26 protein-coding genes and 2 tRNA genes are annotated in these 20,165 nt (G+C 51.7%); 24 read left to right on the forward strand and 4 right to left on the reverse strand.

The window, feature by feature from the left end; translation table 11 throughout:
- Position 1: 1 nt before the first annotated feature.
- The 10 genes from B0W44_RS06280 (at position 2) to B0W44_RS06325 (ending at position 5,903) form a co-directional block, all read left to right on the forward strand.
- Positions 2–340: a Na(+)/H(+) antiporter subunit C gene (locus B0W44_RS06280; protein WP_077719308.1), complete on the forward strand. Its 339-nt coding sequence runs from the start codon at positions 2–4 to the stop codon at positions 338–340.
- Entirely contained in the window at positions 333–1,817 is a 1,485-nt protein-coding gene (locus tag B0W44_RS06285; protein ID WP_077719309.1) for a Na+/H+ antiporter subunit D, read from the forward strand. The genes B0W44_RS06280 and B0W44_RS06285 overlap by 8 nt, the downstream gene beginning before the upstream one ends.
- A 12-nt stretch (positions 1,818–1,829) precedes the next feature.
- Complete coding sequence (locus B0W44_RS06290) at positions 1,830–2,300, forward strand: Na+/H+ antiporter subunit E (RefSeq protein WP_335582666.1); 471 nt, start codon at positions 1,830–1,832, stop codon at positions 2,298–2,300.
- Positions 2,297–2,566, forward strand: a complete 270-nt coding sequence (locus B0W44_RS06295; protein WP_077719311.1) for a Na(+)/H(+) antiporter subunit F1 — start codon at positions 2,297–2,299, stop codon at positions 2,564–2,566. Before B0W44_RS06290 ends, B0W44_RS06295 begins: the two co-directional genes overlap by 4 nt.
- Positions 2,550–2,912: a monovalent cation/H(+) antiporter subunit G gene (mnhG, locus tag B0W44_RS06300; protein ID WP_077719312.1), complete on the forward strand. Its 363-nt coding sequence runs from the start codon at positions 2,550–2,552 to the stop codon at positions 2,910–2,912. The genes B0W44_RS06295 and mnhG overlap by 17 nt, the downstream gene beginning before the upstream one ends.
- 44 nt (positions 2,913–2,956) lie before the next feature.
- Positions 2,957–3,412, forward strand: a complete 456-nt coding sequence (locus B0W44_RS06305) for a hypothetical protein (protein ID WP_077719313.1) — start codon at positions 2,957–2,959, stop codon at positions 3,410–3,412.
- A gap of 284 nt (positions 3,413–3,696) precedes the next feature.
- Positions 3,697–4,377: a zinc metallopeptidase gene (locus B0W44_RS06310; RefSeq protein ID WP_077719314.1), complete on the forward strand. Its 681-nt coding sequence runs from the start codon at positions 3,697–3,699 to the stop codon at positions 4,375–4,377.
- A gap of 105 nt (positions 4,378–4,482) precedes the next feature.
- Positions 4,483–5,124, forward strand: coding sequence for a YhcN/YlaJ family sporulation lipoprotein (locus B0W44_RS06315; RefSeq protein ID WP_077719315.1), 642 nt, complete (start codon positions 4,483–4,485; stop codon positions 5,122–5,124).
- 121 nt (positions 5,125–5,245) lie between these two features.
- A complete protein-coding gene (locus B0W44_RS06320) occupies positions 5,246–5,500 on the forward strand; it encodes a DivIVA domain-containing protein (protein ID WP_077719316.1) in 255 nt (84 codons plus the stop codon).
- 22 nt (positions 5,501–5,522) lie between these two features.
- Entirely contained in the window at positions 5,523–5,903 is a 381-nt protein-coding gene (locus B0W44_RS06325; RefSeq protein WP_077719317.1) for a DUF1499 domain-containing protein, read from the forward strand.
- Between the two features lie 19 nt (positions 5,904–5,922).
- Here B0W44_RS06325 and B0W44_RS06330 read toward each other — a convergent pair whose 3' ends face one another.
- A complete protein-coding gene (locus tag B0W44_RS06330; RefSeq protein WP_077719318.1) occupies positions 5,923–6,528 on the reverse strand; it encodes a YqaA family protein in 606 nt (201 codons plus the stop codon).
- A 162-nt stretch (positions 6,529–6,690) separates the two neighbouring features.
- Between B0W44_RS06330 and B0W44_RS06335 the strand changes: the two genes are divergently transcribed.
- Positions 6,691–7,254 carry an MFS transporter gene (locus tag B0W44_RS06335; RefSeq protein ID WP_077719319.1) on the forward strand — a complete coding sequence of 188 codons (564 nt, stop codon included), beginning with the start codon at positions 6,691–6,693 and terminating at the stop codon, positions 7,252–7,254.
- 139 nt (positions 7,255–7,393) lie between these two features.
- Positions 7,394–7,467: transfer RNA gene (locus B0W44_RS06340), tRNA-Gly, on the forward strand.
- A 256-nt stretch (positions 7,468–7,723) separates the two neighbouring features.
- Here the strand turns inward: B0W44_RS06340 and B0W44_RS06345 are convergent.
- Complete coding sequence (locus B0W44_RS06345; protein WP_228441572.1) at positions 7,724–9,721, reverse strand: AMP-binding protein; 1,998 nt, start codon at positions 9,719–9,721, stop codon at positions 7,724–7,726.
- A 97-nt stretch (positions 9,722–9,818) separates the two neighbouring features.
- Between B0W44_RS06345 and B0W44_RS18040 the strand changes: the two genes are divergently transcribed.
- The 6 genes from B0W44_RS18040 to B0W44_RS06370 all read left to right on the forward strand — a co-directional run bounded on the left by B0W44_RS18040 (position 9,819) and on the right by B0W44_RS06370 (position 15,170).
- A complete protein-coding gene (locus B0W44_RS18040; RefSeq protein ID WP_169835448.1) occupies positions 9,819–9,995 on the forward strand; it encodes a hypothetical protein in 177 nt (58 codons plus the stop codon).
- A 248-nt stretch (positions 9,996–10,243) separates the two neighbouring features.
- Complete coding sequence (locus B0W44_RS06350; RefSeq protein WP_077719320.1) at positions 10,244–11,056, forward strand: flagellar motor protein; 813 nt, start codon at positions 10,244–10,246, stop codon at positions 11,054–11,056.
- Complete coding sequence (locus tag B0W44_RS06355; RefSeq protein ID WP_077719321.1) at positions 11,040–11,804, forward strand: flagellar motor protein MotB; 765 nt, start codon at positions 11,040–11,042, stop codon at positions 11,802–11,804. The genes B0W44_RS06350 and B0W44_RS06355 overlap by 17 nt, the downstream gene beginning before the upstream one ends.
- Positions 11,805–12,099: 295 nt before the next feature.
- Positions 12,100–13,254: a cysteine desulfurase family protein gene (locus B0W44_RS06360; protein ID WP_077719322.1), complete on the forward strand. Its 1,155-nt coding sequence runs from the start codon at positions 12,100–12,102 to the stop codon at positions 13,252–13,254.
- Positions 13,254–14,456, forward strand: a complete 1,203-nt coding sequence (thiI, locus tag B0W44_RS06365; protein WP_149026943.1) for a tRNA uracil 4-sulfurtransferase ThiI — start codon at positions 13,254–13,256, stop codon at positions 14,454–14,456. The genes B0W44_RS06360 and thiI overlap by 1 nt, the downstream gene beginning before the upstream one ends.
- Before the next feature lie 138 nt (positions 14,457–14,594).
- Positions 14,595–15,170 (forward strand): YkoP family protein, encoded by a 576-nt coding sequence (locus tag B0W44_RS06370; protein ID WP_077719323.1) that lies wholly within the window; start codon positions 14,595–14,597, stop codon positions 15,168–15,170.
- A 17-nt stretch (positions 15,171–15,187) separates the two neighbouring features.
- Here the strand turns inward: B0W44_RS06370 and B0W44_RS06375 are convergent, their stop codons facing one another.
- Complete coding sequence (locus B0W44_RS06375; protein WP_077719324.1) at positions 15,188–16,015, reverse strand: metallophosphoesterase; 828 nt, start codon at positions 16,013–16,015, stop codon at positions 15,188–15,190.
- A 117-nt stretch (positions 16,016–16,132) separates the two neighbouring features.
- A tRNA-Gln gene (locus tag B0W44_RS06380) sits at positions 16,133–16,207 on the reverse strand.
- A 211-nt stretch (positions 16,208–16,418) separates the two neighbouring features.
- Between B0W44_RS06380 and B0W44_RS06385 the strand changes: the two genes are divergently transcribed.
- Genes B0W44_RS06385 through B0W44_RS06410 form a run of 6 tightly spaced genes read left to right on the forward strand, consistent with a single transcriptional unit; the run spans position 16,419 to position 20,165 of the window.
- Positions 16,419–17,495, forward strand: coding sequence for a GspE/PulE family protein (locus tag B0W44_RS06385; RefSeq protein ID WP_077719325.1), 1,077 nt, complete (start codon positions 16,419–16,421; stop codon positions 17,493–17,495).
- A gap of 13 nt (positions 17,496–17,508) precedes the next feature.
- Complete coding sequence (locus tag B0W44_RS06390; RefSeq protein ID WP_169835449.1) at positions 17,509–18,519, forward strand: type II secretion system F family protein; 1,011 nt, start codon at positions 17,509–17,511, stop codon at positions 18,517–18,519.
- Positions 18,520–18,543: 24 nt separating this feature from the next.
- Positions 18,544–18,861, forward strand: coding sequence for a competence type IV pilus major pilin ComGC (gene comGC / locus B0W44_RS06395; protein ID WP_077719327.1), 318 nt, complete (start codon positions 18,544–18,546; stop codon positions 18,859–18,861).
- Between the two features lie 46 nt (positions 18,862–18,907).
- Positions 18,908–19,324 carry a hypothetical protein gene (locus B0W44_RS06400; RefSeq protein WP_169835450.1) on the forward strand — a complete coding sequence of 139 codons (417 nt, stop codon included), beginning with the start codon at positions 18,908–18,910 and terminating at the stop codon, positions 19,322–19,324.
- Positions 19,321–19,692, forward strand: coding sequence for a type II secretion system protein (locus B0W44_RS06405; protein ID WP_077719329.1), 372 nt, complete (start codon positions 19,321–19,323; stop codon positions 19,690–19,692). The genes B0W44_RS06400 and B0W44_RS06405 overlap by 4 nt, the downstream gene beginning before the upstream one ends.
- Complete coding sequence (locus B0W44_RS06410) at positions 19,689–20,165, forward strand: type II secretion system protein (protein WP_077719330.1); 477 nt, start codon at positions 19,689–19,691, stop codon at positions 20,163–20,165. The genes B0W44_RS06405 and B0W44_RS06410 overlap by 4 nt, the downstream gene beginning before the upstream one ends.

The following is a 20,165-nucleotide window of genomic DNA, read 5'->3' on the forward strand; positions in this document are numbered from 1 at the left end:
CATGGAATGGGTCATGTCTGTTGCCGCAGGAGTTTTGTTCGCTGTCGCGACGTATTTGATACTGTCCAAAAGCGTCTTGCGCGTTGTTCTCGGTTTATCGCTTATCTCTCACGGAGCTCACATTCTCTTGCTCACCATGGGCGGCTTAAAAAGGGGAGCTTCTCCTGTGCTCGACCAGGAATCGGCCGTTTATACAGATCCGCTGCCTCAAGCTCTCATCTTGACCGCCATCGTCATCAACTTCGGGGTAACCGCTGTGCTCCTCGTCCTCGCTTACCGCTCTTATCGAGCGCTTCAAACAGACGACTTGGAACAGTTTAAGGAGACACAGGATGAATAACGTTATTGTCTTTCCGGTCATTGTACCGCTTTTAACTGGCATATTACTCATTTTTTTGAAGGAGCGCGTCGGCGTACAGCGTGTCCTGAGTGCAGCCGGGTTATTTTTGAGCACAGGGATTGCGCTGTTTTTAGTCCGGCAAGTACCAGCAGAAGGGATTCAAACTTTGGCCGCGGGAAACTGGCCGGCACCGTTTGGCATCGTGTTTGTCGCCGACATGTTTGCCGTCCTGTTAATCCTCACCACGCACCTCGTCGGATTGGCCTGTCTCTTTTTCTCGTTTCGGGGGATAGGGGAAGGGCGCGAGCGACATTATTACTATCCGCTCTTTTTGTTTCTCGTCGGAGGCGTGTGCGGAGCTTTTTTAACGGGTGACGCGTTTAACTTGTTTGTCTTTTTTGAAGTCCTCTTGATCGCGTCGTACGCGTTAATCGCGTTGGGCGGAACGCGGCGGCAATTGCGGGAATCCCTTAAGTATGTCGTCGTCAATGTCGTCTCATCGACGCTGTTTCTGATTTCACTCGGCTTTTTGTACGCCGTGACTGGAACGCTCAACATGGCAGATTTGTCCGTGAAGGTCGCTGATAGCGGCCAGCCAGGCGTCCTCACGGCGTTGAGCGTCTTGTTTTTGGTGGTCTTTGCCATTAAAGCTGCGCTTTTTCCCCTTTACTTTTGGTTGCCGGACTCGTACGCCGCACCGCCGACGCCAGTCGCCGCCCTGTTTGCCGGATTGTTGACCAAAGTGGGGGTTTACGCCATTTTTCGTTTCTTCACCCTTATATTTGTAAACGACACGCCCTTTACCCACACGATGATCCTCATATTTGCTGCGGTCACGATGGTCATCGGGGTTATCGGGGCCGTCGGTTCGGAAAATGTGAAGCACATATTAGCTTACAACGTCATTAGCGCCGTCGGTCTCATACTCACGGGTTTAGGATTTTACAACGACGCGGGCGTCACCGGGGCTGTTTTGTACCTCGTACACGACATGATCATTAAAGCGTGCCTGTTTTTGTTGGGCGGTGTCATCGTGGGAATCGCAGGTACGGAGAAACTGGCGCATATGGGGGGATTGATCAAAAAGCATCCCCAGCTCGGCTGGTTGTTCTTCACTGCCGCCATGTCGTTGGCCGGTATTCCGCCGTTGAGCGGATTTGTCGGGAAGGTGCTGCTCCTCCAGGGAGGGATTCAAGCTTCGTCTTACTGGGTGGTCGGTTTATCCCTCCTGGTGAGTTTACTCATTTTGTTTTCTGTCATGCGCATTTTTATATACGGGGTCTGGGGAGAGGAGCGGTTCCCCGCCGGAAAAAAAATGAGGGGAGACGGTGCGCTGCTTGCGCCCGCTGCCTTTTTGGTAGTGTTGTCCGTTGCCATCGGATTAGGGGCAGAAGGGGTTTATCCTTACATATCGCTGGCGGGAGAGCAGTTGATGGACCCGTCCCTATACATTGAGTCCGTAAATGTGAAGGAGTAGATGACAGTGGCAATGCAAGTGTTGGTGAACCTCATACTGGCCTTCGTCTGGGCGTTTCTGAATAACGACTTGACTCCGGTGACATTTGCTGTCGGGTATGTGCTCGGGTTTGTGTTACTGTTCCTCCTGCGGCGTTTTCTTCCAGCGCCGTTTTACGGCAGGCGCATTGTGGCCCTCGTCGTGCTGATCGGTATTTTTTTGAAAGAGTTGATTCTGTCTAACATCGATGTCATCAAACACGTGGCGAAACCGCAACAAGCTTTTACACCTGGAATTGTCGCTCTCCCGATCCATCTGCGTTCCCCGCGGGAAATTACGACCCTCGCCAATCTAATATCGTTGACACCGGGAACGTTGAGCGTCGACGTATCCGTGGACAACTCGACTCTGTACATTCACGTGCTGGATATTTCCGCAGCGGAAGAAGTAAGTGACGACATCAAAAATACGTTTGAGAAACGGATTCGGGAGGTGACTCGATGATCGACATCGTGTGTACAGTCAGTTTGAGTGCCTTGGCCGTCTCGATTGCCGGATGTACGTACCGCGTCTTAGTCGGCCCCACCTTGCCCGATCGGGTCGTGTCCCTCGACACCATCGGCGTCAACTTGATCGGGGTCATTGGCATTTTATCGATTAAGCTGGATTCGCTCACGTATTTAGACGCCATTCTGGTCATTGCCATATTGTCGTTTATTGCGACGGTTGCCTTCTCCAAGTTTTTGATAAAGGGTGTTATCGTTGATTGACCTGATCGTTAGCGGCCTTATTGTCGTCGGTGTGGTGTTCACTTTTTTCGGAACGGTTGGACTGCTCCGGTTTCCCGACATATACACCCGCATGCACGCTGTCACCAAAAGCTCGACTTTGGGGATCATGTGTATTCTACTCGGCTGTATGACCTACTTCATGGCCGAGCACGGTGTCGTCAGTGTAAAACTGCTGCTCGGGATTGTTTTTCTCTTCCTGACCGCCCCGGTTGGCGCGCACATGATTTCCCGCGCCGCCTACCGCACAGGCGTTCCCTTGTGGGAGCACAGTGTACAAGACGACTTAGCTGACGATGGAAAAAGGGGCCCGCGACTAACAGAATAAGCCTTCCTGCTTAAGCGCAAATTAACACCAGGGAGTGATTTCACGTGTACCGACGCCAAGTGCTCACATTTGCTCTAATGTATACGTGTTGTGCCATCTTAAACGGATGTGATCCCGTCTTGGAAGAGCGTAAACGAAACGGGTTGGAAGTAGAGCCGTTCGCTCCTCGCGAGTACATTCGGGTCCGGCAAACAGAAGAGGCGCCTTCGTTTGCAGAGGAGTTGCACGAGTGGGTAGAAGCCATGGAACAAGTGGAAGACGCCGTACTTGTAGAGCGCAGCAGGAAATTGTACGTTGGCGTGTTGAGCTCCGGCGATTTGGCCGTGGAAACAGAGCAAAATATGCAGGAATTGCTGAGAAGCTGGGTCAACCAGCCGGAAGTGGAAGAAGTGTACGTAACGTTCGACACGGATGTAGCGGCCGAGCTGATGTCAAATCCTGACATAGTTGAGGATGAAATCTCACCGCACGGATGGATATTGCTTGAAGCGCAAAAGTGATTTTCGATTTTTAAAAAAGCTGATAAAATAGATAAAAAAGCTGACGGGGAGAGATGGGAGCGATGAAAAAGAACAACAAAGGGATGTGGATCGTCGTTGCACTATTTGTGCTGCTCGTTGCCGGACTCGTGATCAACTTCGTATATGGAAATTAAAAAAAGTTGTCATGACTTGTTTCATGCGCTGCCATTGTTTGTGATAAAATAAAAGTAGGTGTGAAACTAACCTAAAGATCGATCGTATACAAACATAAAAAGGTAGAAGGGGAGGACTGTTTTTCTGCGATGATGGGACTTTTGCTGTTGCTGACGTTTGCCTGCTTTGGGCTCACCATTTGGGCTCAATTTAAGGTCAAGGGAAATTACAACCAATGGTCGAAAGTAGCAGCTTCCTCTGGGTTGACCGGTGCGGAAGTAGCGCGGCAAATTTTGGACCAGAACGGGCTGTACGACGTGGCAGTTGAGCCGGTGCGCGGGGTTTTATCCGATCACTACGATCCGATTAAACGGGTGGTCAGACTCTCGGAAAACAACTACTACGGGAGTTCCATTGCTGCCGTTTCCGTCGCCGCTCACGAGGTCGGGCACGCCATTCAGCACAAGGAGCAGTACAGCATGCTCGTCCTGCGCCACCGCATGTTCCCCGTCGTGAACTTAACGTCCGGGATTGCCCCGTTCTTGCTTTTAGCCGGTCTCTTTTTGGGGTTTTTAGAACTGTTTGGACTTGGCGTACTGTTTTACGCCGGGGCCGTGGCGTTTCAGCTTGTGACACTGCCTGTCGAATTTAATGCCAGCAGTCGAGCGAAAGACATTCTGCTCAAAAACGGCTTTATCCGCAACCAGGAGGAGCGCGGGGTGAACAAAGTGTTGGGCGCTGCCGCCTTCACGTACGTCGCTTCTACACTGTTGGCACTTGTAGAACTGCTTCGGTTTGTGCTCTTGTTCGTCGCTGCCACAAGAGAATAATAGTCGATCGGTTCGTTCGGCTCCCGCTTCGGCGGGAGTTTTTGTGTATAATTCCTCCTTTTTCGCTCACACTATCAGTGTAACCCGTATAAAGGAGGAATTAGCATGCCAATGCGGCAAATCCGATGGCTTCGTTTGGCGATGGTATCCGTACTCGTGATCGCGCTCATGGCAGGGTGTGCGGCCCAAGAGCGGCCGGACGATGACAATCTCAACAACCCCGATCAGACAAGGGCCCCTGGCGACATCGGGAATAATATGGGGGACCGGAATAACGGTTGGATGGGCAACGGCAACCGAGACACGGGGGACAACGGTTTCGCGGACAATGACAGAAACCGAAACATTGGCGGCAACCGATCCGGGATGAATGATAACGGAACTCAGAATAATGCCGGCGGCGGAGTCGAAGGTAACATGCGCCTAGCTGATGACGTTGCAGACAGACTGACGAACATGCGTGAGATTGATGCCGCGACGGTTTTGTTGACGGACGACAATGCGTTTGTAGCCGTAGATCTTCCGGGAGACCAAGAAGGCCGGGTCACAAACGACTTGAAAGAACGCATTTCGGATGAAGTGCGCCATCTCGACCGGGATATTGCGAATGTGTACGTTTCCGCAGATCCAGACTTTTTTGACAGGGTGAACGGATACGCACGGGATATTCGCAACGGACAGCCGGTCGACGGCATGATGGATGAGATCAACGAGACGATTCGGCGTGTTTTCCCGACAGCTCATTGATTTAGGAAAAGCACACCAATACGGGGCTCGAAAGAGCTCCTTTTTTATTTGACTAGACAAAAATACAACCTTGTACGGTATAATAAAGTTTAAAAGGACAAGAGAGGTTAAGGGGGAGAAAATGGAACGATTAACACCACTGGATATATTTAACAAAGATTTTAAATATTCGTTTCGCGGTTACGATGTCGATGAAGTGAACGAGTTTCTGGATTTGGTGATTAAGAATTTTGAATACTTAATTGAAGAAAACCGTGAACTGAAAGAACAGTTAAAAACGTTGCGGGAATCTGTCTCTCAAGAGACCGGGCAAGAAGCGTTACTGCAGGATATGTTGCGCCGTATTGAACGGCTTGAAGAGAAAGTGCGAGGTTAACAGTGGGCTAGGGAGTGTGAACATGTCAGCGTTCAGGCGTTTTTTTACAGGTGTTACAGATACTGGTGAGCATGTAAAAGAAGAGCATTTGCGCACTCGGTATTACCGAGGTGAACAAAAGAAAGTGTGCCAAGAAGTTGTACAGTTTGCCAGGGAAGCGACAGATGTCCAGCTTGTACATGTAAACGAAAACCGCGGCGAAGTGATGATGGAATATCGCGATCCGCTCGGATTGAAACACGACATCGTCGTGACGGTCTACGCCATTACTCCAGTTCAGTCGGCAGTCGATCTGCATGTCGCTTTGCGCAGCCGCTTTGTAGACTTCGGTTTCAATCCGAAACTCGTTGCCCGCGTGTATCACTACTTGGATCGTAAACTGACCCCTTTAGAGCGTGCCTGATGAACAAACTGCGAAAGGGTCAAACCTGTTTTTTGTTCGATGACCATTGACGCGCCTTGTACGAGCGGTATCCAATATATCCGATCATGATGACGATGACGGTAACGATCGTAATCGGACCGAAATAATCGTGAATAAAATCTTGGGCTTGTTCCCCGAGATAGACAATGATGGCAACTTCCAACATAAATCTGGCTCCACGGGATAGGATGGACCACAAGATTACCTGCCTTAATGTGATATTGGCCATACCCGCTGTAATTGTAAACGCTTTGTACGGCAAAGGAGTGAACCCCCCGACCGCGATCGCGGCCCCTCCGTATCTTTCATAGTATTTTTCGACTCTTCTTATTTTGTCTTCAGGGAATAATTTGTAGAGGATCGGTCTGCCAGCTTTGAGGCCGATCCACCAACCAAACATAGCGCCTAGCACTGATGTGCCAGTCGTCAGCATGCCGTACCAAAACGCCAGCTCCGGCCGCGCAATCGCCAGCGGAATGAGCAAGAAATCAGGCGGAACTGGAAAAAAGGAGCTGTCGGCAAAGGAAACAAACATCAATCCCCACATGCCGTGTTCCAAAAAAAATGCCCCTAAGTCGTCCACGAGTTGGCTTAAGGCTTCCATTCGCAAGGCATCCCCTCAAATCCTCAATGTCTCCATGTTAGCACGATGAAACGTCTTGTACAATTATACATGGAAATCACCTTTTCATTCCTTATAACTTCCAATATACATTCGGCTTAAATCCTCCATACTAACGGTATACCTGAAAGGGAGGGTTGTGATGTGGCCGAAGAAAACGGAAAGGATACCCGAGACCGAAAGGTGATTCCGTACGAACAGGCATTCGGGGCGCAAAACAGCGGCCTGACCGAATCGGACGAAGGGAATCGAGTTCAGGACGAGCTTGATGAAAGTGCATATCTCAACGATTCATATCAGGGAGAACTGATGCGTGAAGATCCGGCTGAGGAAGAGGAAATCAGTTCACCATTGGGAGCCGCTGAACCCATCGGAAAAAATGACCGCGACCCGGAAGATATCCGGTCTGAGCGGGAAGACGTAGAGGCGGCTGAGGAAATTGCCGATCCGATGCTGCGTAGCGCTGAAGAACCTGCAGACGAAGGGCGCAGTGCTCAAGGGGATGAAGGGCGTGGATTAGGAATTGCCGGGATTATCCTTTCCTTGGTCAGCATTTTTATTTTGCCTGCCGTTTTAGCTCCGGCAGGGATCATCGTCGGATACCTTGCCTTCCGGCAAGGCTCACGTACGACGGGGATATGGGCGATGGTCATTGGCGCTTTTTCGTTGTTAATGGCCTTGTTGGTCTTACCCGCCTATTTCAGGTAGTCGATATGTACTGTGAAGGCTCCCGTACGCGGGAGCCTTCTGTATATAGCGCGTTTTTTTTATTTTCAGAATAAATCGTCTCGTGTTGGGGGGATTGTAAAGGGAGTGTGTTCTTGCTATAATGCAAGTAGTCCCACGTGCGGATGTAGTTCAATGGTAGAACACAAGCTTCCCAAGCTTGAAACGCGGGTTCGATTCCCGTCATCCGCTCCAATTTTTAATTTTTATCATGAGAAAACTTCGTTAAAAGAGGTCTCGCTCAAGAGATCTCTTTTTCCTTTTGTTTTAAGGCTTGTCATTGCATCCGTTTGCTGTCAATCACAGAAGGATCTAACCGATCCCGAGCTCTGGCCTATCGTTCCACGTCACCCGGCTTTCTTTCGCCTGCACGTACGTTGGCGCTACCGAGATAAACCGTTTGAGCGTGTCAGTACGTGATCGGGTCAATCGAACCCTGTGCTCCATGATTTCATTTTGTTGTATGACCGAGTTGGCGGATGGCTTCTACAGCTTGAGGGTTGTCGAGACTGGTTAGGTCCCCGGCACTTTCGCCGAGGTAGGCGGCGCGGATGGCGCGGCGCACGATTTTGGCATTCCGCGTTTTCGGCAGGTCAGCAACAAAGTGGACGGTTTTCGGACGCAACGCTTTCCCCATACGGTCTGTCACCCACTGGACGAGTTCCTCTCCCAAGTGTTGCGCCGGTTGACAATCTGGCTGTAAGACAACAAAACAGACGGCCACTTCTCCTTTAATGTCGTCTGGAATACCGACAGTAGCCGCTTCCAGTACCGCAGGGTGGTCGACGAGCACCGATTCCATTTCGGCTGGACCGAGGCGTTTGCCGGCGATGTTCAACGTGTCGTCAGAACGCCCGGTGATCACCCAGAAGTCGTTTTCGTCCCGCACGGCCCAATCTCCGTGCACCCACGTCCCTTTCCAGCGACTCCAGTACGTATTTTCGTACCGGGCCGGCTCTTGCCAAAAACCGTTCGTCATCCCCACCCATGGTTGTTTAATCACTAATTCGCCGACTTCTCCTCGCACAGGCTGGCCTTCAGCGTTGAATACATCAGCGTCCATGCCCGGTAAAGGGGCGTTAAAACTCGCGGGGGCAATCGGCTTGACGAGCACATTTCCCAAAATACCGCCTGAAATTTCCGTGCCGCCTGAGTAGTTGATGATCGGTATGCGGTTGTTCCCGACATCACGGAACAGCCAGTGCCACGGTTCGGAATTCCACGGTTCACCTGTCGAGGCGATCGCTTTAAGGGTGGAAAGATCGTGTTTGTGTGCAAGGTCGGCTCCATGAGGCATCAAGGAGCGGATCAGCGTCGGCGAAACGCCGAGATGTGTCAGGCTGTGGTCCGACGCGAGCTTCCATAGGCGATCGGGAGTGGGGAAGTTCGGCGTCCCTTCGTAAATGACCATCGTCGCACCGTTGAATAGAGTCGCAAACACGAGGAAAGGCCCCATCATCCATCCCATGTCGGTCAACCAGCACATGACGTCCCCCGGTTTGACATCCATACCGAATCCGGCATCGAATGCGGACTTGAGGGCGAAGCCGTTATGCGTGTGGACGGCGCCCTTCGGTTTCCCGGTTGTCCCGGATGTGTAAATAATCATAAAGGGGTCGTCGCCCGATGTCACTTCACATGGACAGTCCGGTTGGCCCGATTCGAGTTCGAGCCAATCTGTATCGCGTTCAGGGTGCCAGGGAATGTCAAGTTTCAGGTGGCGTACGACGATTAATTTTTGCACGCTGTCCACTCGGTCACACGCTTTTGACGCCTCCTCTTTCATTCGGACTGGCTTGCCGCGGCGTAGAAAACCGTCTGCCGTCATCAACATGCTCGTTTGGGCATGCTCTAACCGTTTTGCCACAGCGTCGGCGGGAAACCCGGAAAAGCACGGGATGAATATCGCGCCGATTCTGATGATCGCCAGGATGGCAATGACTGTTTCCGGAATCATCGGCATGTACAGAGCGATGCGGTCACCCTTTCGGATGCCGTGCTTTTTCAGTCCGTTTGCCACACGGTTGACGCGTACAGCGATTTCTTCGTACGTGAAGGAACGAACCTTTCCGTCTTCACCTTCCCACACGACAGCTGGGCGTGTGCGGACTCGCGGGTCTTCCAACCACTTGTCGACCGCGTTGTGGGTGACGTTGAGTTTCCCCCGGACGTACCATTTTGGCCACATGTTACCGCGGGAGAGATCGACAACTTTTTCGTACGGCTTGAACCAGCGAATGTCCAGCGCCTTTTCTGCCTCACCCCAAAACCAGGCGATGTTTTGGACCGACGCTTGAAAAAAGTCGTCGTAATCGTCAAAGCCGAGTTGTGTCATCCATCTGTGCAAACGCGTAGACTGTACGAAGGATTCAGTCGGGGTCCATACCGCCTTCACCGTGTACGACACCCTTTCATTCAATCGTAATCGCTTCCAAAAATATTGTACCACACCTCTAGAAAAAAATGGTCCTTTCGCGAACGTGAATTGTGAAAACGCCAAAACTCATGTATAATGGACGTCAGTTAGGAGTAAAGGGGTTGTCTTTTTGTCTACACGTATCGATATATGTGATTATTGTGACGAATTGAAAGAAGTAACCCCTGACGGAATTTCCGGTATTGACGAAAGTGAAGGCACGACCACATTGATTTGTCAAGACTGTCTTGAAAGAAAAATCGAAGAGTACAAAGCGATGCTTAGCGATTTTGACGAGTCTAAGTAAGACTGGTGGCCACTGTCGCGAATGTGGGGGTGTCTGCAGCTGAACTTTCGGCTGGCAGACAGCCCTTTTTTAGTTTTTAGGACTTTTTTCCGTCTGCTGCCGAGATGTGGAACAGCCGATAATAGGAGCAGGTCCTCAACGGTAAAAAAAAGAGGACGGAACGTCGATATCAATACGTAAGAAGGTTTATCGGTTTGCACACACCCGTTTGAGACGGTGAAGGTGGTAGAGCAGATAGGAGGATGGACATGGATTTAACGACATTCGTAGGACTTATTTTAGGCATTCTCGCACTCCTGATAGGGTTTTTGTTGGAAGGTGGACACATTAGTGCCTTGTTTCAAGTGACGGCGTTGTTGATTGTCATAGGCGGGACGTTCGGTGCTGTGATCGCGTCGTATCCGTTCAGCGAACTGAAGCGACTGCCAGCTATGACGATGATGGCTTTTCGCGAACCCGATCTCAATACAAAAGAGACGATTGAACAGCTGGTCGAAATGGCGACAATCGCTCGGCGCGAAGGGGTTCTCGCACTGGAAAGCCACTTGGACAATATGGAGGTCGATCCGATGATGAGAGAGGGATTGCAACTCGTGATAGACGGTAGCGACCCTGAACTCATCAAACAAATGCTGGAAATAGAGTTGGATTTTTTCGAGAAGCAACATGAGACGGGCGCCAAAATATACGAGACGGCTGGAGGATTCTCGCCCACGATGGGAATCATCGGGACGGTGATGGGGTTGGTCCACGTCCTCGGAAACTTGACAGATACCGAGGCGCTCGGTCCCGCCATTGCTGTTGCGTTTATGGCCACGCTGTACGGTGTCGCTTTCGCGAACGTCATTTACTTCCCTCTGGCTAATAAACTGAAGTTTCGCAACGCACAAATGGTCACAGTGCGAGAGATGATGGTAGAAGGTATTTTGTCTATTCAAGCGGGGGAGAACCCCAAAATGTTGGAAAAAAAGCTGCTGGCCTTTTTAACGCCAGAGGAAAAGGAAACGTTGCTCTCCGGAGAAGAGCGGCAGAGAGGAGTCGCCTATGAGGAGACGGCGTAGACGGAGTCATAAGGGAACAGAGAACGTTGACAGGTGGCTTGTCACCTATGCCGATCTGATTACGTTGTTGCTCGCGTTTTTCGTGATGATGTACGCCATCAGTCAAGTGGATGCGGCAAAGTTTGAGTCTATTGCCCGGTCGTTGGCGGTTCAATTCACCTCCGATCCATCGATTATCGAGCTGGGGGAGCGGGCACATATTGCGCCCCACCCTCCTGAAAAAGAGGGATTGGACCTAAGTCAGCTCGACCACAGGGAGTCTGAAGGGGAAAAAGGAGAAGGTGACGGCAGCAGTAAACGAGACGAGGAATTGGACGCCCTGTATGCTAAAATCAAGCGTTACGTGGTGGAGAATCAGCTTGAGTCGGATATTCAAGTGGTCAACGCACGCCGCGGTGTCGAAATTACGTTTGCGGAGCACATTTTATTCGATTTGGGAAGGGCGGAGTTGAAAAAATCGTCCGAACACGTGTTGGAACCGCTAGTCCCACTGTTAAATGAATTGACCAATACGATCAGCATCGAGGGACATACGGATGATTTGCCGATTGTGAGCGGTCGCTTTGAATCTAATTGGGAACTCTCGACAGCGCGTGCTCGCAGCGTATTAAATTTCTTGGAACGTACGGGAATAGATCCTGCCCGGATGGTCATCGTCGGTTACGGAGAGTACCGGCCGGTGAAGCCGAACGATTCGGCCGACAACAGGCAGTTGAACAGACGTGTCAATCTTGTCATCTTGAGATAAGGGAACAGATCTCCGTCGAGGGCTGTTCCCTATTTTTGTGCGGACGACGAGGAGGCGCAAGTTCACTGTGGAGCCACATCTGTCCACGGTAAAGTGGGAACCTGCCAGCCTGTGTGGCTGTCTTGGAGTGAAAGAGCTGTTCAGTTCCCCTGTGACACGATTGTGGGCCGGGACGGGAGGAGTCTCCCGATCCGGATTCCGTAAATTTACCGGTTGGTCCGATTGTGTTATGATAACGTAAGATTTTCCACACGATAAAGCAAAGGACTTTCTGGATATAAAGGGGTAGCTGGCAGTGATTTACTTGGACAACAGTGGAACGACTCAGCCGTTGCCGGAAGTAGTGCGCGTCGTTAGCGACGTCATGCTGAACGTATACGGCAACCCGTCCTCTCTGCACGGAATTGGATTAAAAGGCGAAAGGCTGCTGGAGGAAGCGAGACAGATTGCAGCCGGGCAGCTGGGTGTCGATCCGTCGGAAATTGTCTTTACGTCAGGCGGCACCGAAAGCAACAACCTGGCGATAAAAGGAGCGGCCATGCAGTACCGCGAACGGGGGCGCCACGTAATCACGACCGAAATTGAACACGCCTCCGTGTACCAAGCTTTTGAACAGCTAAGACGTGACGGGTTTGCCGTCACTTTTCTCAAGCCAGACCATTTGGGGCGCGTTTCAGCTGAACAAGTAGAGCACGCTTTGCGGGATGACACGGTTCTCGTTTCGGTTATGTCTGTCAACAATGAAATCGGGACTGTCCAGCCCATCGCCGACATAGCCCGGGTGTTGCACAGGCGGCGGAAAACGCTGTTTCACGTCGACGCCGTTCAAGCGTTCGGAAAAGTCCCTCTGCCCGATGGACTGGAAGGAATCGATATGCTGTCTTTATCCGGCCACAAATTTCACGGTCCAAAAGGAACAGGCGTCCTGTACGTCAGGAACGGAATTCAGTTGCACCCGTTGCTCGCGGGAGGAGGTCAAGAGAGCGGCAGGCGCTCCGGGACGGAAAACGTCCCCGGGATCGCTGGTTTGGCGAAAGCGATGCAAATGAGCCGCAAACGCCTCCACACCCACCGCCGCCAGTGGTCCGAGTGGAAACAGTTCATGTTAGAGCGCTTGGCGGACATACCGGGTGCCAAGCTGAACGGAGACACGACACGGGAAGGCGGCGCACCGCACATTGTCAGCGTGTCTTTTCCGGGATTGAAAGGGGAAGTGCTCCTGCACGCTTTAGAAGAACACGGGGTTTACGTCTCGACGAAGTCAGCTTGTTCATCCAAGCGGAACGTCCCGAGCCGCGTGCTCGCTGCTTGCAATCTTAGCGAGGCAGAAGCGGAAGGGACCTTGCGCATCAGTATGGGACAGAACACTTCCAGGGAAGACATAGAACAAGCCGTTAAAGCTATCGAGCAGACGGTACGACGTCTACGGCGAGAGGTAGGTGAAAACTAGTGAGACCCGATATGTTGCTCGTTCGTTACGGTGAGTTAGCGTTAAAGAAACGGAACCGGCGCATGTTTGAGGAACGGTTACTGCACAACATCCGACAAAAGCTCGACCCGTTTTCAGGTGTTACTGTTCAACAGACGTTCGGTCGGATGTTCGTTCACTTAAACGGCGCCGATGCCGTGTCGATTACCCAGGCGCTTCAACAGGTGTTCGGGATCGTCAGCGTCAGCCCCGTCGTACGGACCGAACTGGACATCGGAGAGGTGAAAGGGGCGGCTTTAGCCTTAATGGAGAAACACGACATGCCAAACGTCACGTTTAAAGTGGAAACGCAGCGGGCCAACAAGCAATTTCCCCTCACTTCCCAGGAGGTCAACCGAGAGGTCGGGGCCCACGTCCTCCGCAATACTCGACACCTCAAAGTCGACGTACACGAACCGGACTACCCGTTAACCGTTGAAATACGTCCGCAAGGGGTTTTCTTGTACACAGAACGCTTCCCGGGCCTGGGAGGGCTCCCGGTGGGCACCAGCGGTAAAGTGATGCTACTTCTGTCAGGAGGGATCGACAGCCCGGTAGCCGGATACTTCACAATGAAACGCGGCGTCGAAATAGAGGCCGTCCACTTTCACAGTTACCCGTACACGAGTGAACGCTCTTTAAAAAAAGTGGAAGATTTGACGCGTCAGCTGGCAGTGTATGGAGGCCCCATTCACTTGCACGTCGTGCCGTTTACAGAGATTCAGACAAACATTCGGGAACAGTGTGAAGAGAGTTTTACGATTACGGTGATGCGGCGATTCATGTTCCGGATCGCCCAGCAGCTGGCGGAAAAACGTGGCGCCCTTGCCCTCTCCACTGGCGAGAGTCTGGGGCAAGTTGCCAGTCAAACGTTGGAAAGCATGCGGGCCATCAACGAGGTTGTTCAACTGCCTGTGTTGCGGCCGCTTATTGGGATGGATAAACAAGAAATTATCGGGGTTTCCAAGGAAATCGGAACGTATGAGACGTCCATTCTCCCTTACGAAGACTGTTGCACTGTCTTTGTTCCTAAATCGCCGCAAACGCGCCCGAACTTGGAGCGGACGAGACAGAACGAAGCGAACTTGGACGTGGAGGAGTTAGTGAACGACGCGGTACAACACACTGAAATGAAGACGTTCACGTTAGACGACAAACGGGAATTTGCCTCTTACTTCGACTGAGCAGGCGTTGCGGGCCTCCCTCGGTCAGAGGGAGGCCTTTTTTATTTTCCTGAAACTGCGTGTGAACTCACCGTATGCATCAAAGAACTTCATTAAATAATAATGAACAGTTCTCGGATGTAAGAGGTGAGACCGCCCATGAACGGAGCGTTGCTGACGACGTGGCGCTTGTGGGACAAAATATACTACCGCTGCACTCGACTGTGTTATGTCGATCAGCAGAACAACAACATTTTTCGCGTCGTCATAAAAAAATATGGGGGGAAACCCTTAAGATCCGAACAAGAAGTCGTGGTCTCTCCCGGGGATTATTACGTTAAACTGCACATTCACAACTGTCAACTGGCCCATCGCCTTGCGGGGATGACAGGCGAAATGCGGCTTGGGTTAGCGGCCCTAAAAGAAGTGAAAACGTCCCTGCCCGCTTTGGCGAAATTCGTGGCGGAGCACCCGAATGCAGACAAAATAACGGGAGTTGTCGGGACGACAATTTTGTACCGCGGCGCTCAACCCCTCGGATTTTTCGTGCGGGATATCGACTCGCCGCTGGTGCGCTGGTACAAAACCTTCTTCTTTAAACTCATCTTGTCCCTTTGCCATCCAGAGGGAGTCGCTCGCATCTACCAGAAATCCGATAAACTGGTGGCAAAAAGGGTGTTTATGTCCAAGAGGGACCTGTTGGAACGGTACCTGGACGATCAGCCACAAACGTGACTGCGACTGAATGAGCGTCAACTGGAATGACGGGCTGACTCCAACGTGTGAACCGTTATTTCAGGGCGGGAACGCAACCGCATGTTGACGCCGGTTTGGCCGAGACCTTCGCTAATGTAAAAAGCTTTCTTGTCATGAAAATGAAGTCCTTTGATTACTTGCCTCTTTGGAAGTTCACTCATTTTGTACAAGTGGTACGCCTTTGGGTAAAGAATCTGTCCACCGTGAAAGTGGCCGGACAACAAGTAGTCGAAAGGGTACGCGTTCATCGTGAGAACGACCGTGGGGTCGTGGGTGAGAACTAAGTTAACTCCGTCTTCAGGCAGGTTGCTGTAAGCTTTGGCGACGTCGCTGTGGCCGCTGTAATAGTCGTCAATTCCAATAATGTTGAGCCGCTTGTTGCCGACTTCAACCGTTCTGTGTTCGTTGATCAGAACGTGGCATCCCCGTTTCTCCATCTCGTTTTTCAATTTCGGAAGAAACGGTTCAATGACATAATCGTGATTGCCAAATACAGCGTAAATGCCGTACTGCGGTTTTAGTTGAACGATGTGATCCAAGTAGGACAAAAACTTGTCCATGCTGTCCACCTGGTCGAGAAAGTCGCCGGTCAATGCGATGAGGTCGATCTGATACGCTCTACACCGTTGTACGAGATCTTCTGCTTTCACAGACAGGCGTTCTACATGCAGATCCGACAAGTGCAGGATGCGCAACCCTCTCTCGTTGAGTGGTTTATCTATATCGAGACGAATCTCGTTCAACACAGCGTGAAATGTGTTACGCCGGGCGACAGCCCAGATGACAACGAAGATGCCAAAGCAAGCAGCTACAATCCACCACATCGTTTTCACCCTTCAAATATCACAAGTACCTATAAGCGTAACGAATCGAAGGGGAAAAGTCTATGCTAAAATGTTGCCAGTCAGAGAGGGAGGTGAGGAGTCTGGAAAAAGGGGAAGTGGCTGGGGAGGCAGGATTCGAACCTACGCGTCACGGAGTCAAAGTCCGTTGCCTTACCGCTTGGCTACTCCCCAGCGCGTGTCACTTTCTACTCTATAGGATGGAATCGAAAGATACATAATATACACCGCTCGACATATTTTGAGTGAATTATTTCAGGCGAAGAAAGCTCCCACTCATTTTCACCGATTGTCACAATTTGAAACTAAAGAACTAGGAGGAATTTATCATTAAATGGAGAATAATAGAAATAAAAGAGTAAAATAGTATGATGAGGGATGCCAGGTGAGTTGGGCCACGTTTGTCCCGAATATGTTGGACGAAGCGGTGGAGGCGCGGGCGAGTGACATTCATATCGAACCGGGGAAAAAACATGTGCGTATTCGCTTTCGCATCGACGGGACATTGCGGTTGTACCGTTTACTGCCGATGGCACGATGCGCCTCTCTCCTATCCCAGTTAAAAATTATGGCCGACATGGATATCGGGGAAAAACGACTTCCGCAGGACGGCGGTTTCAGCCGGGAAAACATCGAGATACGAGCGGCAACAATTCCGACACTTTACGGTGAAAAAATGGTGTTGCGCCTGTTACAGCCGTACAATCCGTTTTCACGTGTGGAGGAACTCGGGATGGACGAAGGGCAGCTCGCACAAGTGCAAAAATGGATTGTACAGCCGAGCGGACTTCTCCTCGTCACAGGTCCTACTGGCTCGGGCAAGACGACGACTTTGTACACGATACTGCGTGAGTTGAACACGACAGAACGCAACATCGTAACCCTGGAAGATCCCGTCGAAATCCGCCTTGACGGAGTCAACCAAGTCCAGATCGACGAGAAGACCGGTTTGACATTCGCCCGCGGGCTGCGATCCATCTTGCGCCTCGATCCCGACGTTGTCATGATCGGGGAGATTAGAGACCGGGAAACAGTGGAAATTGCCGTCAGGACGGCGTTAACCGGGCACCTCGTCATGACGAGCTTGCACACAGCCGATGCTGCCAGCGCCATGACGCGCCTGATGGACATGGGAGTGCCGCCTTACCTAGTCGCTTCATCCGTAACTGGCGTCATTGCCCAGCGTCTGGTACGCAAAATCTGCAGTCACTGTACAGGAGAGGGCGAAGGGTGTCCGCGGTGCGGGGGAAGTGGGTATTACGGGCGGGTTGCAGCGTTTGAAGTGTTGTCAGTGGATGAAGAATTGCAAGAACTGGTTGTACAGTATCCATCCGCGAACCAAATTCGACATCACGTGTTGCAACGGGGGATGGTGCCGTTGCGCGAGCACTTGGTTTCCTTAATGAGCGCCGGTGAGACGTCGCGACTAGAACTGCAGCGGGTCGTGAACATCGATGTTTAACAGGCGAAGGGGGATGCGTGCCATCGAGATCGCCAGCTTTTGCCGACAACTGAACCAATTGTTACAGCAGGGGGTCGGACTGAGGACAGCGCTGTTGCTCGTCCGCGACTCTGGAACGGGGTTGATCGAAGAGGCGATCACGGCTATTGTGAACGAACTCGACCGAGGGATGCCTTTGGGAGAGGCGATGGAACAGAGGGAATTCCCCCCTTTGTTTGTCTCTTTTGTCAAGGCGGGAGAACATCACGGGAGTTTGGTCAGGGCGCTGCAAAAGGGCGAATGGTACTACCGGCGCAAGCACGACATACGGCAAACGCTCCTGAAAGGGCTGATGTATCCCCTCTTCGTCTTACTGTTAATGGCCATGTCGTTCGTCTTGCTGCAGACAACTGTCTTGCCCCGGTTCGCTACACTGTACGAGACCATCGGTCTCGATCTGCCCTGGTACACCGCATGGTTGCTCAGAGCGAATCAGGCAGGCGTTTACCTTGCCATTGCGGCGTTCATTTTGTTCGTTTTGCTCACCATGGTTTACAAGAAAGGCGTGATCCGAGCCCTCATGCGCATCGGTCTTGCGATACCGATGGTTCGGGAGGTCGTGCAATTGCGGGTGACGTCAGTCTTTTGCTGGCAGCTCGGGCTGTTGCTCCAAGCGGGGACGCCGCTTTTAAAAGCGTTTGAAACTGTGTTGGCAGGCTGGCCGTGGAACGGCAGCCGACGCGCGATTTTAAGAGTCCAAGAGCGGTTGAAGAGAGGTTTCAGTTTGCAAGATTCTTTTGTTCCGGAAGCGGACAAGTTTTTTCACCCTTTTTTGCCGAGACAGTTGGCCATTGGAGAGTCGTCGGGAACGGTAGCAGAGACGTTGCTCTACAGCGGGGAAATGGCAGACGAGCAGCTAGAAGAGCGAATTCAGTGGGTACTGCGCGTGTGGGAGCCGTTGCTCATACTCGTCATCGGGATTGCATTAGGCTTGATGGTGTTGGCACTGTTTGTCCCGATTTTGTCACTGGTGGAGGGATTGTAGATTGAAAAGGGGGATTCGCTGAAAATGAGGAAGGATGAGAGGGGCTTTACGCTCATCGAAATGTTGATCGTATTGTTCGTGATTGGGATCATTCTCGCCATTGCACTGCCCAATTTAGCGAAAACGGGAGACGTGGCCGAGAGTCAAGCAGACGAAGCGAACAGAAAAGTCCTGTTGGCCCAAGCGGAAAACTACCGTCTCGCCGAGGGATCGTATCCCGATACAGTACAACAGTTGGTGAACAAGGGCTATCTGGAGGAAGCGCCGAAATGCCCGAATAGTGGGGAGACGTACACATTCAACGTGTCTTCTTCCGGTTCCCTTACAGTGTCCTGCCAGTAGGTGACAAGCGTTGAACAATCGGTGGCTGTGTTCAGGTTTAACGCTGATGGAATTGTTACTTACGTTGTTTGTACTCAGTGTTCTGACGGCCGTCGTCATTCCCGCAGCGGGGAACGTCATTTCCACATGGGAAGCGCGCTCATTCGTGCTGCAACTGGAAGCCGACATCGCGTATGCCCAAAAACGGGCTATGGCGACAGAGCAACCCGTGCGGTTAAACGTCAACAGAGGGGGCCTTTACATGTTGAGTGAACCGGACGGGGTACTGCGGCGAACGATTAAATCGGTCCGCTTTCCCGATTCCCTGTCTGTTGTGAACAACCTGGAAGTGACATTTCAGCCGCATGCGACATTTGCAGGACAGTCCAACGGTGGTACGGTGTACGTCAAGTACAAGGGACAGGACTACGCTGAAATGAGAGTTTCACTCCTCTCGAACCGAACGCGGGTGATCTGGCATTGAATCAGAACAGGCGGGAAGGCGGTTGGACGTACGTCGAGTTGATCGTGGCCCTCTTGATCCTCTCCGTGCTGACAGCGTCGGTGTATCCGCTCATTACCACCTTTCACACATCGGACGTGGAGAGAGAAAGGCAGTTACAGGCGCTGTGGGTCGGACAAATGGCGATAGAGCGGCAACTTGCCATCACATCGACCAACCGGCAAACAGAAGGAAGGGAAACGTTTCGGCTTGACCGCCACGTCTACGATGTCGTCTGGAAAAGGCGGTCCGTCCGAGACGGACTCGATGCAGTGGAAGTGAAAGTAGCATGGAAGGTCCAGGACCAGTCGAGAGAATTGCGTTTAGAGCGCTACGTGACGTTGCAGTGAAGTCCTCTAATGGATTTACGTACATTGAGCTCCTCATCTCGTTCAGTTTGACGGTGTTAATCCTGGCTACCGTTGTACCTGTCATCGGCGCCATCACTCGAGAGGCCGAGCAAAATGTCGACCACGTGGTCCTGCAGCGGGAAGCGAGCGCTCTGCATTTTTTACTGCTGAATGAAATGAAGCAGGGGTATCATTTTCGTGTCATGGGGGGTGATTTATACTTTCAGTTAGACGATGCGCGAACGGTGCAATTGGAGCACAGGCAGGGTCAATTGGGGCGGCGTCTGAGCAAACGGGGGGCACAAGGGCCGTTTGAAGGTTACATCCTCCTCAGTCGCCATATCGACCACATCGACTATCACCTAGACGAAGACGGAAACGGTGTGACCATTCGCGTTTTGTACAAAAAAGGAGATGCTGCCATGACTCTTGAGACGCACTGGCGCAGCCGGATCGAACGGGAAGGGGGGTAA

Origin of the sequence: Novibacillus thermophilus (assembly GCF_002005165.1) — a bacterium.
Taxonomy (GTDB): domain Bacteria; phylum Bacillota; class Bacilli; order Thermoactinomycetales; family Novibacillaceae; genus Novibacillus; species Novibacillus thermophilus.